Annotated in this window: 12 protein-coding genes; 3 read left to right on the top strand and 9 right to left on the bottom strand. The window is 61.3% G+C overall.

Annotation, left to right across the window (positions count from 1 at the left end; genetic code table 11):
- Positions 1 to 341: 341 nt before the first annotated feature.
- The 9 genes from gatB to HMPREF2919_RS08230 form a co-directional block, all read right to left on the bottom strand.
- Complete coding sequence (gene gatB / locus HMPREF2919_RS08270) at positions 342 to 1,847, bottom strand: Asp-tRNA(Asn)/Glu-tRNA(Gln) amidotransferase subunit GatB (protein WP_070667176.1); 1,506 nt, start codon at positions 1,845 to 1,847, stop codon at positions 342 to 344.
- On the bottom strand, positions 1,847 to 3,451 hold the full coding sequence (gene gatA, locus HMPREF2919_RS08265) for an Asp-tRNA(Asn)/Glu-tRNA(Gln) amidotransferase subunit GatA (protein WP_049338850.1): 1,605 nt from the start codon (positions 3,449 to 3,451) through the stop codon (positions 1,847 to 1,849). Before gatA ends, gatB begins: the two co-directional genes overlap by 1 nt.
- A gap of 15 nt (positions 3,452 to 3,466) precedes the next feature.
- On the bottom strand, positions 3,467 to 3,763 hold the full coding sequence (gene gatC / locus HMPREF2919_RS08260; RefSeq protein ID WP_005507016.1) for an Asp-tRNA(Asn)/Glu-tRNA(Gln) amidotransferase subunit GatC: 297 nt from the start codon (positions 3,761 to 3,763) through the stop codon (positions 3,467 to 3,469).
- Positions 3,764 to 3,978: 215 nt separating this feature from the next.
- Positions 3,979 to 4,716, bottom strand: a complete 738-nt coding sequence (locus tag HMPREF2919_RS08255; RefSeq protein WP_049358758.1) for a transglycosylase family protein — start codon at positions 4,714 to 4,716, stop codon at positions 3,979 to 3,981.
- 696 nt (positions 4,717 to 5,412) lie between these two features.
- Positions 5,413 to 7,596, bottom strand: a complete 2,184-nt coding sequence (ligA, locus tag HMPREF2919_RS08250; RefSeq protein WP_070667197.1) for an NAD-dependent DNA ligase LigA — start codon at positions 7,594 to 7,596, stop codon at positions 5,413 to 5,415.
- Positions 7,597 to 7,879: 283 nt separating this feature from the next.
- Positions 7,880 to 8,773, bottom strand: coding sequence for a PP2C family protein-serine/threonine phosphatase (locus HMPREF2919_RS08245; protein WP_070667170.1), 894 nt, complete (start codon positions 8,771 to 8,773; stop codon positions 7,880 to 7,882).
- Positions 8,770 to 9,921, bottom strand: coding sequence for an adenylate/guanylate cyclase domain-containing protein (locus HMPREF2919_RS08240; protein WP_070667168.1), 1,152 nt, complete (start codon positions 9,919 to 9,921; stop codon positions 8,770 to 8,772). Before HMPREF2919_RS08240 ends, HMPREF2919_RS08245 begins: the two co-directional genes overlap by 4 nt.
- 324 nt (positions 9,922 to 10,245) lie before the next feature.
- A complete protein-coding gene (locus HMPREF2919_RS08235) occupies positions 10,246 to 10,734 on the bottom strand; it encodes a hypothetical protein (protein WP_005508853.1) in 489 nt (162 codons plus the stop codon).
- Between the two features lie 123 nt (positions 10,735 to 10,857).
- On the bottom strand, positions 10,858 to 11,799 hold the full coding sequence (locus HMPREF2919_RS08230; RefSeq protein WP_070667167.1) for a biotin--[acetyl-CoA-carboxylase] ligase: 942 nt from the start codon (positions 11,797 to 11,799) through the stop codon (positions 10,858 to 10,860).
- 231 nt (positions 11,800 to 12,030) lie between these two features.
- Between HMPREF2919_RS08230 and HMPREF2919_RS08225 the strand changes: the two genes are divergently transcribed.
- From HMPREF2919_RS08225 to HMPREF2919_RS08215, 3 genes are all read left to right on the top strand, one after another.
- On the top strand, positions 12,031 to 12,312 hold the full coding sequence (locus tag HMPREF2919_RS08225) for a YciI family protein (protein ID WP_049341641.1): 282 nt from the start codon (positions 12,031 to 12,033) through the stop codon (positions 12,310 to 12,312).
- Positions 12,313 to 12,630: 318 nt separating this feature from the next.
- Complete coding sequence (locus HMPREF2919_RS08220) at positions 12,631 to 14,232, top strand: acyl-CoA carboxylase subunit beta (RefSeq protein ID WP_070667165.1); 1,602 nt, start codon at positions 12,631 to 12,633, stop codon at positions 14,230 to 14,232.
- 66 nt (positions 14,233 to 14,298) lie between these two features.
- Positions 14,299 to 14,694, top strand: a complete 396-nt coding sequence (locus tag HMPREF2919_RS08215; protein WP_246824074.1) for an acyl-CoA carboxylase subunit epsilon — start codon at positions 14,299 to 14,301, stop codon at positions 14,692 to 14,694.
- Positions 14,695 to 14,885: the final 191 nt, after the last annotated feature.

The following is a 14,885-nucleotide window of genomic DNA, read 5'->3' as shown; positions in this document are numbered from 1 at the left end:
ACGCAGGGGCACCCGTCACCCGGACGCTCCGCTTCCTCCTTGTTTCGCTGCGGAGAGCGTCCGGGATGACACCCTGAGGGCGCATCCGGAAAACGCGGCCGCGCCCGTACAGTACCCCAGCGCGGAAAGGCGGTATCGTCCGAAAGTGACATCAGGGTGCCCGAAGCGAAGCGAGGGCGGGTTCCCTGTAGGAACGAGGACGATACCGCCTTTCCGTGCGGAATCTAAGCGGAACCGTGCATCCCGCGCAGAACCTGGAATGGGGTAAAGCACGAAAGAGGCGCCACCTCCATAGGGGAGACAGCGCCTCTTTTACGTTAGAGCCGGGTCAGCGGAAAAGCTTAGCCTTCCACGCCGCACTCAGCCAGAATCAGCTCACGCACGCGAGCGGCATCAGCCTGACCGCGGGTAGCCTTCATGACCTGACCAACGATAGCGCCAGCAGCCTGAACCTTACCGGCACGGATCTTGTCGGCAACATCGGGCATTGCTGCCAGTGCTTCCTGAACAGCTGCGGTGAGCGCACCGTCGTCGGAGACCACGGCGAGGCCGCGTGCCTCAACGATTTCGGCGGGAGTGCCTTCACCGGCGAGGACGAACTCGAGCACCTGACGGGCGATCTTGTCGTTGATCTTGCCTTCGGAGATGAGCGCTTCGAGGGCGACCACGGTTGCGGGCTCCACGCCGAGGGCGGTGAGCTCAACTTCAGCCTGCTTTGCGCGGCGGGCAATCTCGCCCATCCACCACTTGCGGGCTGCTGCTGCGGTTGCGCCTGCGGCGACGGTCTCTTCGATGACGTCGAGTGCGCCGGCGTTGACGACGTCGCGGAACTCTTCGTCGGAGTAGCCCCACTCACCCTTGAGGCGGCGGCGGCGCTCTGCCGGGGGTTCGGGCAGTTCGGCGCGCAGACGCTCAATCCATTCGCTGTTGGTGACGACCGGTACGAGGTCCGGTTCGGGGAAGTAACGGTAGTCGTCAGCGTCGGACTTGGGGCGGCCCGAGGAGGTTTCGCGGGTGTCTTCGTGCCAGTGGCGGGTCTCCTGGGTGACCTTTTCGCCGCGTTCGAGGATCGCTGCGTGGCGGCGAATCTCGTAGCGGACGGCGCGCTCGACGGAACGGAGGGAGTTCACGTTCTTGGTTTCGGAGCGGGTGCCGAACTTCTCTGCGCCCTTGGGCATGAGGGAGACGTTGGCGTCGCAGCGGACGTTACCGCGTTCCATACGGGCGTCGGAGATGCCGAGGGAGCGTACGATGTCGCGGATTGCGGCAACGTAGGCGCGTGCCAGTTCGGGTGCGCGCTCGCCGGCGCCGACGATGGGTCGGGTGACGATCTCGATCAGGGGCACGCCTGCGCGGTTGTAGTCGACCAGGGAGGAGGTTGCGCCCTGGATTCGGCCGTCTGCGCCGCCGACGTGGGTGAGCTTGCCGGCGTCTTCTTCCATGTGGGCGCGCTCAATTTCGACGGTGAAGATGGTGCCGTCTTCGAGCTCGACGTCCAGGGAGCCGTTTTCCGCGATGGGGCCGCCAGCCTGGGAGGTCTGGAAGTTCTTCGGGGAGTCCGGGTAGAAGTAGTTCTTGCGGGCGAAGTAGGACTTGTCTGCAATGTCGCAGCCCAGTGCCAGGCCGAGCTTGATGGCGGACTCAACGGCGGTCTTGTTCACCATGGGCAGCGCGCCGGGCAGGCCGAGCGATACGGGGGTGATGTTGGTGTTCGGAGTATCGCCGAACTCGTTGGGTGCGGAGTCGAACATCTTGGTCTTGGTGTTGAGTTCGACGTGCACCTCGAAGCCGAGGACCGGGTCGTACTTTTCGATGGCTTCTTCGAAGCTGAGGACTTCTTCACTCATTACTTGGTTCCCCCAAAGTCAAAGTCGCGGATCAGAGTTTCGGTGTCGGGCAGGCTCTTGTAGAGCGGTGCGCCCCATTTTGCGGTGAGCAGTTCTTCCAGCGCTGCGCCGACGCGGTAGAGGCGTGCGTCTTCGCGTGCGGGTGCGGTGAACTGGATGCCGACGGGCAGGTTGTTCTCTTCGGAGAGGCCGCCGGGCAGGGAGAGCGCCGGGACGCCTGCCAGGTTGACGGGCACGGTTGCGACGTCGCCCAGGTACATTGCCATGGGGTCGCCTTCGGTTTTCTCGCCGAGCTTGAACGCGGTGGAGGGCGCGGTCGGGGAGATGAGCACGTCGCACTTTTCGAATGCTGCCGCGTAGTCGCGCTGGATGAGGGTGCGTACGCGCAGTGCGGCGCCGTAGTAGGCGTCGAAGTTACCTGCGGACAGTGCGTAGGTGCCGAGGATGATGCGGCGCTTGACCTCGTGGCCGAAACCTGCGGAGCGGGTTGCGGACATGACGCGTTCGATGGTGACGGGGCCGTCTTCGGGTACGACGCGCAGGCCGTAGCGGACGCCGTCGTAGCGTGCCAGGTTGGAGGACACCTCGGAGGACATGATCATGTAGTAGGCGCTGATGGCTTCGGTGACGGAGGGCAGGGAGACCTCGATGATCTCTGCGCCTGCGGCACGCAGCTCTTCGACGGATTCGCGGAAGCGTGCGAGGACGCCTGCTTCGAAGCCTTCGCCGTCGCCGCCGCCGAGTTCCTTGATGACGCCGATGCGCAGGCCGGACAGGTCGCCCTTGCGTGCGGCTTCTGCGCCTGCCTTGGCTTCTTCAACGAAGTTGCCGGGCTCATCGGGCAGGGAGGTTGCGTCGAGCGGGTCGTGGCCTGCGATTGCTTCGTGGAGCAGCGCGGTGTCCAGGACGGTGCGTGCGACGGGGCCTACCTGGTCGAGGGAGGATGCCATGGCGATGACGCCGTAGCGGGAGACGGAGCCGTAGGTGGGCTTGACGCCGACGCTACCGGTCAGCGCTGCGGGCTGGCGGATGGAGCCGCCGGTGTCGGTGCCGAGCGCCAGGGGTGCCTGGAAGGCGGTGACGGCTGCTGCGGAGCCGCCGCCGGAGCCGCCGGGTGCGCGGTCAAGTGCCCAGGGGTTGCGGACTACACCGAATGCGGAGTGCTCGTTGGAGGAGCCCATTGCGAATTCGTCGAGGTTGGTCTTGCCGAGGATGGGCATGCGTGCTTCGCGGACCTTGCGGGTGACGGTACCGTCGTAGGGGCTCATCCAGCCTTCGAGCATGCGCGATGCTGCGGTGGTGGGCTGGCCCTTGGTGACGATGAGGTCCTTGACGGCGATGGGTACGCCTGCGAGCGGGGGCAGTTCCTTGCCTGCTGCGCGGTCTGCATCCACTGCTGCTGCGGTGGCGAGTGCTTCTTCGGCGTTGATGTGCAGGAAGGCGTTGAGGCCATTCTTGCCGTCTGCTCGGTTGTCGCTCAGGGGTGCGCCGTCGGTGGCTGCGATGCGGTCCAGGTGTGCCTGGGTGAGCTCGACGGAGGTGATTTCGCCGGATGCGAGCTTTTCTGCTGCTTCTGCAGCGGTGAGCTGGATCAGTTCGTTCACTTGGTTGTTCTCCTCTTAGTCTTCGTCGAGGATTGCCGGCACGCGGAACTTGCCGTCCTGTGCGTCGGGGGCGCCGGAGAGCGCCTCTTCCTGGGTGAGGGTGGTGACGGGTACGTCTTCACGGAAGACGTTCTCGAGGGGGATGGGGTGGCTGGTCGCGGGGATGTCGGCAGTTGCTTTCTGCGACATGGTCTCAACGGATGCGACGATGACGTCCAGCTCAGACGCCATCGCGGTGAGTTCTTCATCGGTCATCTCAATGAGTGCCAGCGATGCCAGGTGCTTTACCTGTTCAAAGGTGATGGCAGACATGGTTCTCCCGTAGTTTGTTTTCTTGTCTCTTCTCTAGTGTAGTGGAGGTTGCGTTTTCCGTCTCATTGGGGGTTGGAGGGTTTACCTGCTGGTTTGTGTGTTCAGGCGGTGTTCTTCTCCCCTGTTTTCGGGTTAAATACTCAACGCCCCGCTCCTCGTATGAGGTGCGGGGCGTTGGGCTACAACGTGTCCACGTTACGCTTGGGGGTTAATCCTTAGGCGGGGATGGTCAGAACCTGGCCGGGGAAGATCAGGTCAACGTTGTAGATGATGTCGGTGTTCGCAGCTGCGATTGCCTGGTAGCCGCCTGCAACGCCGAGCTTTGCAGCGATCAGCGAGAGGGAGTCACCGGGAACCACGGTGTAGGTGCCTGCTGCAGCCTTGGGAGCTGCAGCGGGAGCTGCGGGAGCCTCAACTGCCGGTGCTGCGGCGGGAGCTGCGGGAGCCTCAACTGCTGCGGGTGCAGCCTGAGCTGCCGGTGCAGCGGGTGCTGCTGCGGGAGCTGCCGGTGCTGCTGCGGGTGCAGCCTGTGCCGCGGGAGCGGTGTAGGTCTGCTGGGTCTGCGACTGTGCAGCCACGGTGGTGGTGGGCTCAGTGTAGGTGGGAGCTGCGCCGGTCTTGCCGTAGAGGCCAAGCTTAGCGGAGCATGCGGGCCATGCGCCCCAGCCCTGGATAGCGAGCAGACGCTCGCCAGCCTCGATCTGCTGTGCACGGGTAGCGGTCGCGGGGGAGCCGGACATGCCGACGCCGTTCCAGGACTGCTGGGTGAACTGCAGACCGCCGTAGAAGCCGTTACCGGTGTTGATGGACCAGTTGCCACCGGACTCGCACTGTGCCAGTGCGTCCCAGGTAGCACCGTCTACTGCGTTTGCAGCGGGCATCGACATGGTAGCTGCTACAGCGCCACCGATGGCGAGAGCTGCTGCGGTACGACGAATGGAAGTGTTCTTCATAATGCTCCTTGGGGCCGTCCCCGCTCGTTCCGTCCCCGGAACTCTAGCGCGCCGCCGCTCACCCTTTGATAACGAAGTAGGTTACTCATATTCTGGCTCTACCATGTGAGCGGCTCTCCACCGATTTCATGTCACCGTGAGCGATTCTGCACTTATGTGCGGAATCCGGGTGGCACTTCCTCGGTGGGGACGTGCGGTAGAACCGGGCATCGTTTCAAGCATTCCAAGCTTGAAACCACACAGGCGATTCCCTTGCGAGAATCTGTCTGGTCTCAAAGATAGCCGAGGTTTTTTATGATTCCAACCTGATTTCAAGTTCACAGTGAACGTCCCGGGTTCTCCCAGGGTTCTTTCAGGTTAAAAGTGCAGGAAACATTAATCAAGACCTAGAACCCCGCGTACCTTAGGGGTTTCACCCCGGAATTTCGGGGTTTTCTAGGGATTTAACTCAGATGCACTCCCCCGCCGAGTTTTCCGATTCGGGGTTGATGGGCACCACCTTTAAGGGTTTTGAACAGCGTGTAAATATTTTTTAAATATTTCTTCGCTTTGGGAGTGTTTTAAGGCGCTTCCGCCTTAAAAGCTGTGGTAATTATAAATGCCAGAAATTGGCATTCAGGCCCTGAAGCACGCACTCCAGAGCCTGAATGCCCTATATATTGCAGGGATCAGATTCAGGTGACCCCGCTATCGGGTCTACTCGGCGGTAGCCTCAACAGCCTCCGGACCACCCTCGAGCAGGGCGGTGAAGCCCTCTTCATCCAGAACCTTCAGACCCAGTTGCTGAGCCTTATCCAGCTTCGAGCCGGCGTTCGCGCCAGCAACCACAAAGTGGGTCCTCTTAGACACCGAACCGGATGCCTTACCGCCGCGAGAAATAATGGCTTCCTTCGCACCGTCACGGGTGTAACCGTTCAGCGTACCGGTCACAACCACGGTCAAGCCCTCCAGGGTGCGTTCCACGGACTCGTCACGAGTATCTTCCATGCGCACACCGGCGGCAGCCCAGGAATCCACCACCTCGGCGTGCCAGTCCTCAGCGAACCACTCAATAATCGAGTCGGCAATCGTGGTGCCCACACCGTCCACCGCGGCAAGGCGTTCACGGTCAGCCTCGCGGATCGCCTGCATCGAACCGAACTCCGCGGCGAGCGCGCGGGCAGCGGTCGGGCCCACGTGGCGAATCGAGAGGGCAACCAGCACACGCCACAGCGGCTGCTGCTTTGCCTTCTCCAGCTCGGCGAAGAGGTTCAGCGTATTCTTCGTGGGCTTCGGCTCGGGACGTGCCTTGGTCGGCTTGGTGTAGAAGTAGGGCACGCGCTCCATCTTTCCGGTGCCCACGCCCTTGACCTTCTTCTCACGCTCGATGGTGACCTCGCGCAGGTCCTCAATGTTGAGGCTGAACAGGTGCGCCTCGCTCGTTAGCGGAGGAGTATCTGGGGTTGCGGGGCTGGTGAGTGCCTTTGCTGCTTCGAAGCCGAGCGCCTCAATGTCGAAGGCGCCGCGGCTTGCCGCATAGTACACGCGCTCGGTCAGCTGTGCCGGGCAGGAGCGCGGGTTCGTGCAGCGCAGGTCCACGTCACCTTCCTTGCCGGGGGCAAGGGGCGAGCCGCAGGAGGGGCATTCGCTAGGCATGACGAACTCTCGTTCGGTGCCGTCACGGAGGGCAACCACGGGGGCAACAATCTCGGGGATCACGTCGCCTGCCTTGCGCAGCACCACGGTGTCACCGATGAGCACGCCCTTAGCTTTGACCACGTCCTGGTTGTGCAGGGTGGCGCGTTCGACGGTCGAGCCGGAGACGAACACGGGCTCCATGACGCCGTAGGGGGTCACGCGGCCGGTGCGTCCCACGTCCACGCGGATGTCCAGCAGCTTGGTGTGCACCTCTTCGGGCGGGTACTTGTACGCCACCGCCCAGCGCGGCACACGGGAGGTGTAGCCCAGCTGAGCCTGGGTCGCGAAGTCGTTGACCTTAATGACGATGCCGTCGATTTCGTGCACCAGGGAGTGGCGCTGCTCGCCGTACTTATTAATGAAGTCGAACACCGCCTCGGTGTTAGCGGCGATTTCACTGTAGGGGCTCACGGGCAGGCCCCAGGAGGCGAGCAGATCGTAGGTCTCGTACTGGGTGGCAATATCCAGGCCGGTGCGCGAACCGATGCCGTGCACGTACATGCTCAGCGGGCGCGAAGCGGTAATCGCCGCATCCTTCTGGCGTAGCGAGCCTGCCGCGGCGTTACGCGGGTTAGCGAAGGGGTTCTTGCCGGCGGCAATCATGGACTCGTTGAGCTTCTCAAAATCGGCGGAGGAGATGAACACTTCGCCGCGGATTTCAATCTCTTCGGGGTGGTTCTTGCCGCTCAACTGCTGCGGGATGCTCGCGATGGTGCGCACGTTGTGGGTGACGTCTTCGCCGGTGGTGCCGTCGCCGCGGGTTGCCGCACGCACGAGGGTGCCGTTGCGGTAGAGCAGGTTCACCGCCAGGCCGTCGATCTTCAGCTCGGTCAGCCACTGCGGTGCGCTACCGGTGAGGTTCCGGGCGCTCTCCTCGGTCTTGGTCAGCCAGGCGCGCAGCTCTTCGAAGGAGAAGACGTCCTCGAGGGAGTACATGCGCTGCAGGTGGGTGACGGGTGCGAAGGCCTCGATGGCTTCGCCGCCGACTTCCTGGGTGGGCGAGTCGTTGGCGATCAGGTGCGGGTGCTCCGCCTCAATGATTTCGAGGCGGCGGTAGAGCTTATCGTACTCGGCGTCAGAGAGGAAGGGCGCGTCCTCGTTGTAGTAGGCGCGGCGGGCGGCACGAATCTTATCGGTCAGTTCCGCGTACTCAGCACGCAGGGCCTCGGTAATCTCCACGGTGTTTTCTGCGGTGTTTTCCACGGAGTTTTCTGCGGGGCTCTCTGCTCGAGTCTCGGCGGTGGCAGTCTGCTGGGTGGTGTTGTTCTCAGTCACCCGTCCAGTCTAGCGTTTTTGCTCCGCCTCTCCCCTATCGCTCGTCATATTGGCAGGTTCCTCGCGCGCGAACACTGGCGCAAAAACACCGTAGCCACTTCCCGAATCGCGCTTCCTTAGTTTCTGTGTGCAGATACAGTTCACCCCCACCTCCTGAAGGCACTCGCACGAGTACCCGAAGAGAGCGGGGGTGAATCATAAGGTATGAAGTTTAGGCCTCGACAGCGTCAGCAACAATCACCGTAATGTTGTCGCGGCCGCCGGAGCGCAGCGCCTCGTGCTGGAGCACGTCAGCGGCGTCCTGCGGGTGGCGAATCGAGGTGAGTACGCGCGCCATGTATTCGTGCGAAAGCTCACCGGAAAGGCCATCGGAGCAGAGCATCAGGCGGTCACCGGCGCGGGCGGGCAGAACCCAGAAGTCCGGTTCCCAGTAGTTGCCGGTACCCAGCGCACGGGTAATCACGTTGCGGCGCGGGTGGGTCAGCGCCTCCAGGGCGGTAATCTGACCCTCGTCAACCAGGTACTGCACCTCGGAGTGGTCGCTCGTGACCTGCTCCAGCGAGGCGGAACCCTCAGAGCCGGGCAGCTTCTCCATGGCGGAGTGGTGAATACCGTCGTCTTCACGCAGCAGACGGTAGGTTCGGGAGTCACCCACGTTGAAAATAACCCACAGGTTACGGTCACCGATGCTGGTCAGCCAGGCGCCAGTGACGGTCGTGCCGCCAGCGCGGGAGAGTGCCTGCTTAATTTCTTCGTTGGTTTCGCCGAGAATATCGTGCAGGCGGTTCAGGGTGCCCACGATTTCGTTGTTGAGGACGGTGTTGGCGCGGCGACGACGCTTGGCGGGGTCGGAGTCGTCAATGGCGGCGAGGCGTTCAGCGTAGGCCTGCTGTTCCCCTTCGCTGCGTCCGCCGGGCATGGTGAAGAAGGGCGAGTAAGCGAGCTGACGCACGCACAGGCGCGAAGCAACCTCGCCCGCCTCGTGGCCTCCCATGCCGTCCGCGACCACGCAAAGGGAACCGGCGACGACCATCGAATCTTCATTATTTTCTCGATGTGCGCCGCGGTGCGTTGCACCACCGGTACGTAGTTTCAGTTCAGTCATGAGAGGTCTATCTCCATTGTGTAGTTCGCGCGACGAGTCACCGCCACGGGGTCTACGTTACCAAAGCTTCTAACGTTTCGCGTCCCTTGAGAGGTGAGAATATAGCGATTTCCCACCTGTCGGAGCGTGTTTGCTGTCTCATTATCGGTCAGTACGGTACCCGGTTCAGCCAGGGAGACCAGGCGCGCAGCCAGGTTCACACTGGAGCCGTACACGTCACCGCGGTTAGCCAGAACTTCACCCCAGATGAAGGCGACACGTGCATCCGGCAGTTGCGGGTCGGCACCAATCTTTTCGGAGAGCTGCAGGCTGATTTCTGCGATGGCGTCCGGGGTTTCGGTGAGGAAGAAAACTTCGTCACCGAGAGTCTTAATAATGCGACCGCCCAGGGGTGCAATAACGTCCAGGCAACTCTGCTCAAAGTGGTTGATGAGCTGAGAAAGAGCCGCCGCGTCTAGGTTACGGACCAGAGAGGTGTACGAGACCAGATCCACAAATCCTACACCGCGTACCAGGGGCAGGCGGGAGAGACCGGAGGTGGTCACGTTGTTTTCGCGCAATCCCAGGCGCAGGATTCCGGCGTACATCTGGCGACGGTATGCGTATAGCGCCAGGCGCTCGAGAACCTCGAGGTAACGCGGGAAGTCTTTGAGGAGCTTGCGGCGGGCATCATTATCGCTGAGGTTTTCGGTGACCATGATGTTGTGCACGAGCGCCTCGATCTGCCAGGCGACGGTGCGGTCGGTCAGTTGACCTTCGGCGCGCACGAGGGATGCCACATATTCCATGCGGATGTCGCCTTCTGCGTCCAACTTCTGCAGGTCGGCGAGCATCTGCACGTCTGTTTCAGTGAAGTAGGGCGAGTGGTTGGGAATCGTCGGGAACCCCATGTTGTGCCAGATGCGCTGGGCGGTTTCGAGGGGAAGTCCGGCGGATTCTGCGGCTTCTACGGGGGTGTAGCGGCGCCCCTGTCCCAGGAGCGACTTTTCGAGGGCTCGGATTCCTGCTTTGGATTCCTCGTCGCGGTAGATATTATTCTGCGCGAGATTCTGCAGGATTTTGAGGTTGAGCATTTGGGTTTCGGGGCCCATGGTGGCGCCGGTGTCCTGCGGAGAGTGCGCAGGTTCATGGCGGTCTGCCGTGCTCATTGCCGCTGCCGCTCCTTTCATCCCTGCCGGAAAATACTGTCTGGTTTATACCGTGGTGGCGCTAGGTTACGTGGTACACCGTTGTGCTCTGCGGGTTTCGCATTGCGTCACTGCGATGATGCTCACCGTGTAGCGCCTTGTTAATATACCCCTCCGCTGTGGTGTTTGGGTCACAAAAGCGCCCGCACCCCCGGATAGTTTAGTGGAGTAATTCACATTTAAGAATACTCTAGTCCGCATTTTTTCGGCAGATTTAGCGGCGAGTTTAGGCTCTGAGCCACCCCGATGGTTCCCTCCCAACTCGGTCACAGAGGCGATGAAGCCCTAAATATAGCGAGCGCGCAGGGCGTAGTAGTCGCGTCGGGCGGCTTTAATTTCTTTTTCAAAGCGCTTGGGATCGGGCACGTAGGTCAGACGGTGGTGCACCCCGCGGCACACCACGTACACCGACCCGTACCCCAGCCAGGCTCCCGGACCGGGTTGTTTTGCCCAGCGCTCCCCCATGGAGTCCAGGTAGAGCGACTCATCTCCGCTGCGGGTCATGATGCCGCGGCGCACCACGAGCCGGTGGGTGGTCAGCAGGTAGTAGGTGGTTGCCCAACGCCAGGCGGTGCGCACGGCACCGAGCAGGGTACCTACCGCACAGATCGTGCCGAGAGTCCACAGAATCGGTGAGGACCGTGCCGTGGAGGCGAAGGTTGACGCGGCGATTGCAACCAGCAGGTAGGCAAGCGTGGGCAGCAGGGCACCGTAGTGCTGTCGGGTCGCAATGATGACATGCTCACCGGGGTTGAGTTTTCCGCGCAAACGCATGGTGGTCCTTAGCTGTGCTGGTTGTTATATTCCGGCTAGAGGCGCCGGTTGAGGTGGTGCGGGTTCGTTGAGTGTAGCCGTGCCGGGCAGAAATTTTGTGGGCTGAAATTTTAGGGGTTGGTTCTAGTGTGCCTGCTGAAAATCTCCGTAGCTACCGTTGGCGGGGCGAAGGTGCTCAATATCGCCCACCGCGTAGGGCTCTAGGGGCCCGTCCTCGCGGCGAATAAGGATGCGCCCCTGAGCGTCGAGGTCTTCGGCGATGCCTTCTACGGCGCTTCCGTCGGGCAAGCTCATGCGCACGCTGGCGCCGAGAGTGGCGGTGGCGGCGCGCGCCTGGTCAAGCAGGCTGAGGCTATCAGGGGTGAGCGGGTCGGGGCGTTCGGGGTCGCCGCCGGCGCGCACGAAGGCGCGGTAGCGTCGGGCGAAGATGCTCAGCAGTCGGGTGAGGACCTCGGATGAGTCGATGACCTGCCCGGTGCACAGGCTCAGGCTCGTGGCGGTGGGTACGGGCAGCTGCTCGGCGGACATATTCGTATTCTGACCGATGCCCACAATGATGCTGCGCTGCCCCTCGGTAGCGCCGCTTTCAGGGACGAGCTGGGCAAGGATTCCGCAGCCTTTGGCTCCCTGCGCGATGACGTCGTTGGGCCATTTGAGGGCGGCATCCACACCGTAGCCGCGCCAAATATCGACCACGCTGAGCCCGGCGATGAGGGTCATCCAGTGGTAGCTGTCTTCGGGGAGTTCTCGGGCGAGCGGGTCGGTGGAGGCGTGCGGGCGCACCACAATGCTTGCGGCGAGGCAGGCTCCGGGAGGTGCGGTCCAGGCTCGGGCGAGGCGACCGCGTCCGGCGCTTTGGTAGAGGCTGGCGTAGACGGAGAGCTCGCCGAGCTGTTCGCGTTCGGGGTCGGTGCCGTCCATGAGTAGTTCGCGGGCGCGGGTGGTGGTGGAGTCGACCTCATCGTAGAGGTTTACGCTGGAGTACCCGGTTTCCATTGCAATGGTGCGGATGCGTGGCACATCCAAAACCGAATAATCGCTCTCGATGTGCATGTTCTTCTCCATAGCTTGCGCCTTTCCACTCTGTCCGAAACTACTCTGCAGTATGCCGACCCTCTTTCAGCTCACCGTCGAAACCTGCCAGCTTCTACCGAGTCGCACTGGTTTCTCACCATACCAATTTCTTGCCGCCGGTGATGCCCACCCGGCGCCCGAGACGGTACATTAGACAGTGAGGGTGCATCAAGCACCGACCGGCTGCGGAGGTTCCTCCGCCCTGCTCGAAAGAAGACCGCTATGGCTTATTACGCAATTACTTACGTTTACGCAGCTCCCGAGGAGCAGGCGAAGTACCGTCCGGCTCACCGCGAGTACCTTGGTTCGCAGATTGAGGCGGGCAACCTGATCGTTTCGGGTCCTCTGCTGGACGGCGAGACCCCCGCTGGCGCTCTGCTGATTGCAAAGGTTGACTCCGTTGAGGCAGCTGAGAAGCTGGTTGCTGGCGACCCCATGAACATTGGTGGCGCGGTTCTGTCTCACACCATCACCGAGTGGAACCCGGTCCTGGGCACCATCTAAGCGTCATTTCACGCTGAAAGTTTGAACGCAAACCCCCTTTCCGTCGACAAGGATTGCCGAAGCGAAAAGGGGGTTTTCTGCGCTCTTTTGAGCCGCGCTTTCGCACTTTTCGTTTACTATATGCACCTTCTTGGGTACTGAGTGCATAAAAGTGTATCTAGTGTTGATATTCTGGCTTCTCACCTGGCATATGTGCCCTAGTTCGCACTATAGTTGAAAGATATGCACATTGTTCAAGAGTGCTCTTCGGGGCACCTGAGCACCTTATCACCGCAACCACTGGCTCCCGACGATCGGGTGGAGCAGGAACGAGGAATAATGTCCGAGAACCTCCAGCAGGAATTTGATTTGAGCACCACCGCCGGTAAGCTCGCTGATTTTTATGCACGTCGAGAGCGCAGCTTCGCGCCCAGCGGTGAGGCAGCTATCGAGAAGCAGCACGCACGCGGCAAGCACACCGCCCGCGAGCGCATCGATATGCTTCTGGACGAGGGTTCTTTCGTAGAGTTTGATGCCCTCGCCCGCCACCGCACCACCGCATTCGGCATGGAGGCGAAGAAGCCTCTGGGTGACGGCCTGGTCTCCGGTTACGGCACCGTGGATGGTCGCCTGGTTGCCGTGTATTCGCAGGATTTCACCGTCTACGGTGGTTCTCTCTCGCAGGTGAACGGCGAGAAGATTGTGAAGGTGCAGAAGTTCGCTCTGAAGAACGGTTGCCCGGTCATCGGCATTAACGATGGTGGTGGCGCCCGCATTCAGGAGGGCGTGGCTTCCCTGGCGATGTTTGCCGACATTTTCCGTATGAACGTGCGTGCGTCCGGCGTGGTTCCGCAGATTTCTGTCATTATGGGCCCCTGCGCTGGCGGTGCCGCGTACTCCCCAGCGCTGACTGACTACATCATCATGGTGGATAAGACTTCGCACATGTTCATTACCGGCCCGGACGTCATTAAGACCGTGACCGGCGAGGATGTGGACATGGAAACCCTCGGCGGTGCGCGTCAGCACAACTCCGTGACCGGTACCAGCACCTACCTGGCTGAGGATGAAGAAGACGCGTTCGATTTTGTGCGTGAGCTCCTCGAGTTCCTGCCCTCGAATAACCTTGCAGAGTCCCTGCCCCTGGAGCACGACCAGGAGCCCGTGGTGACGGTAGACGATCTGGACCTGGACACCCTGATCCCGGATTCGGCGAACCAGCCTTACGATATGCGTGCGGTCATTGAGTCCGTGGTCGATGACGGCCACTTCCTGGAGATGCAGGCGCTGTACGCCCCGAACGTGATGATTGGTTACGCCCGCGTTGAGGGCCGCACGGTCGGTATTGTGGCGAACCAGCCGATGCAGTTCGCCGGCTGCCTGGACATTTCTGCGTCTGAGAAGGCTGCCCGTTTTGTGCGTCATTGCGATGCGTTCAACATTCCGATTCTGACTTTTGTGGATGTTCCCGGCTTCCTGCCCGGTACCGATCAGGAGTTCAACGGCATTATTCGCCGCGGCGCTAAGCTGCTCTACGCTTACGCGGAGGCTACCGTTCCGCTGGTTACCGTCATTACCCGTAAGGCGTACGGCGGTGCGTACATTGTGATGGGTTCGAAGAAGCTGGGTGCCGATATTAACCTGGCGTGGCCCACCGCACAGATTGGTGTGATGGGCGCTCAGGGTGCGGTGAATATTCTGTACCGTCGTGAGTTGGCTGCTCTGGCGGCTGAGGGTGGCGATGTTGAGGCTCGCCGCGCTGAGCTGATCGCCAAGTATGAGGAAGAGCTGCTGAACCCGTACCAGGCTGCTGAGCTGGGGTACATTGACGAGGTTATTGCCCCGAGTGAGACTCGCGTGCGCATCATTTCTTCGCTGCGTGCCCTGCACGATAAGCGTGCGGCAACCCCGGCAAAGAAGCACGGCAACATCCCGCTGTAGGCTTCCGCTGTGCCCGCGCCGCTTGTGGCGCGGGCATTCCCAGGATTTTAGGTTTTCTAAGGAGGCGTGCCTTTGGCAGGCTACAACCCGCTGAGTTATTTCTCATTCGGTAAAAAGAAGGATAGTTCGGAGGCTGCTGAGAGCCCCGAGCAGCTTGAGCGTAGCTCCGCACGTTCTTCTGCACACGCGGATAGCGCATCCAGTGCCGCGAAGGACTCCGCTCAGTCTTCGGTAGATACTGACGCTGAGCAGGAGCCTCTGCTGAAGGTGGTTAAGGGCTCCCCCACCCCGGAGGAGATTGCCGCCCTCACAGCTGTGGTTGCGATGATGCAGGCGAATGCCGCACAGAAGGAGCAGAACTCGCTGGTGGGTGCTGCTTCGCGCATCCTGAACCGCGGCCAGCGCCTGGGTGTTTCGTTGCGTCCCGGTCCCGGTTCGTGGAGGCGCGCTCGCCCCAGGTAACGCGAGCTGATAACTCTGCTTCTTATATTCCCGTCACGCCGGTTGGTGTGGCGGGAATATATTGTTTTGCCTCAAATTCAAGATTGATATTGCGCTATTGAACATCTAATGCGCCGATTCTTGTGGTTTTGTCATATTAGAAACGATAAAGTCATGATGATACGTACTGATGCTACGATGTATATACCATC

Origin of the sequence: Rothia sp. HMSC068E02, assembly GCF_001813565.1 — a bacterium.
In the GTDB taxonomy this organism is placed as follows: Bacteria; Actinomycetota; Actinomycetes; order Actinomycetales; family Micrococcaceae; genus Rothia.
This window is presented reverse-complemented; position numbering and strand designations above follow the sequence as displayed.

What these genes read in the sequence shown, in the direction of transcription:
- gatB (WP_070667176.1), bottom strand. Translation starts at nt 1,847, where the DNA reads ATGAGTGAAGAAGTCCTCAGCTTCGAAGAAGCCATCGAAAAGTACGAC.
- gatC (WP_005507016.1), bottom strand. Translation starts at nt 3,763, where the DNA reads ATGTCTGCCATCACCTTTGAACAGGTAAAGCACCTGGCATCGCTGGCA.
- HMPREF2919_RS08255 (WP_049358758.1), bottom strand. Translation starts at nt 4,716, where the DNA reads ATGAAGAACACTTCCATTCGTCGTACCGCAGCAGCTCTCGCCATCGGT.
- HMPREF2919_RS08245 (WP_070667170.1), bottom strand. Translation starts at nt 8,773, where the DNA reads ATGACTGAACTGAAACTACGTACCGGTGGTGCAACGCACCGCGGCGCA.
- HMPREF2919_RS08240 (WP_070667168.1), bottom strand. Translation starts at nt 9,921, where the DNA reads ATGAGCACGGCAGACCGCCATGAACCTGCGCACTCTCCGCAGGACACC.
- HMPREF2919_RS08235 (WP_005508853.1), bottom strand. Translation starts at nt 10,734, where the DNA reads ATGCGTTTGCGCGGAAAACTCAACCCCGGTGAGCATGTCATCATTGCG.
- HMPREF2919_RS08230 (WP_070667167.1), bottom strand. Translation starts at nt 11,799, where the DNA reads ATGGAGAAGAACATGCACATCGAGAGCGATTATTCGGTTTTGGATGTG.
- HMPREF2919_RS08225 (WP_049341641.1), top strand. Translation starts at nt 12,031, where the DNA reads ATGGCTTATTACGCAATTACTTACGTTTACGCAGCTCCCGAGGAGCAG.
- HMPREF2919_RS08220 (WP_070667165.1), top strand. Translation starts at nt 12,631, where the DNA reads ATGTCCGAGAACCTCCAGCAGGAATTTGATTTGAGCACCACCGCCGGT.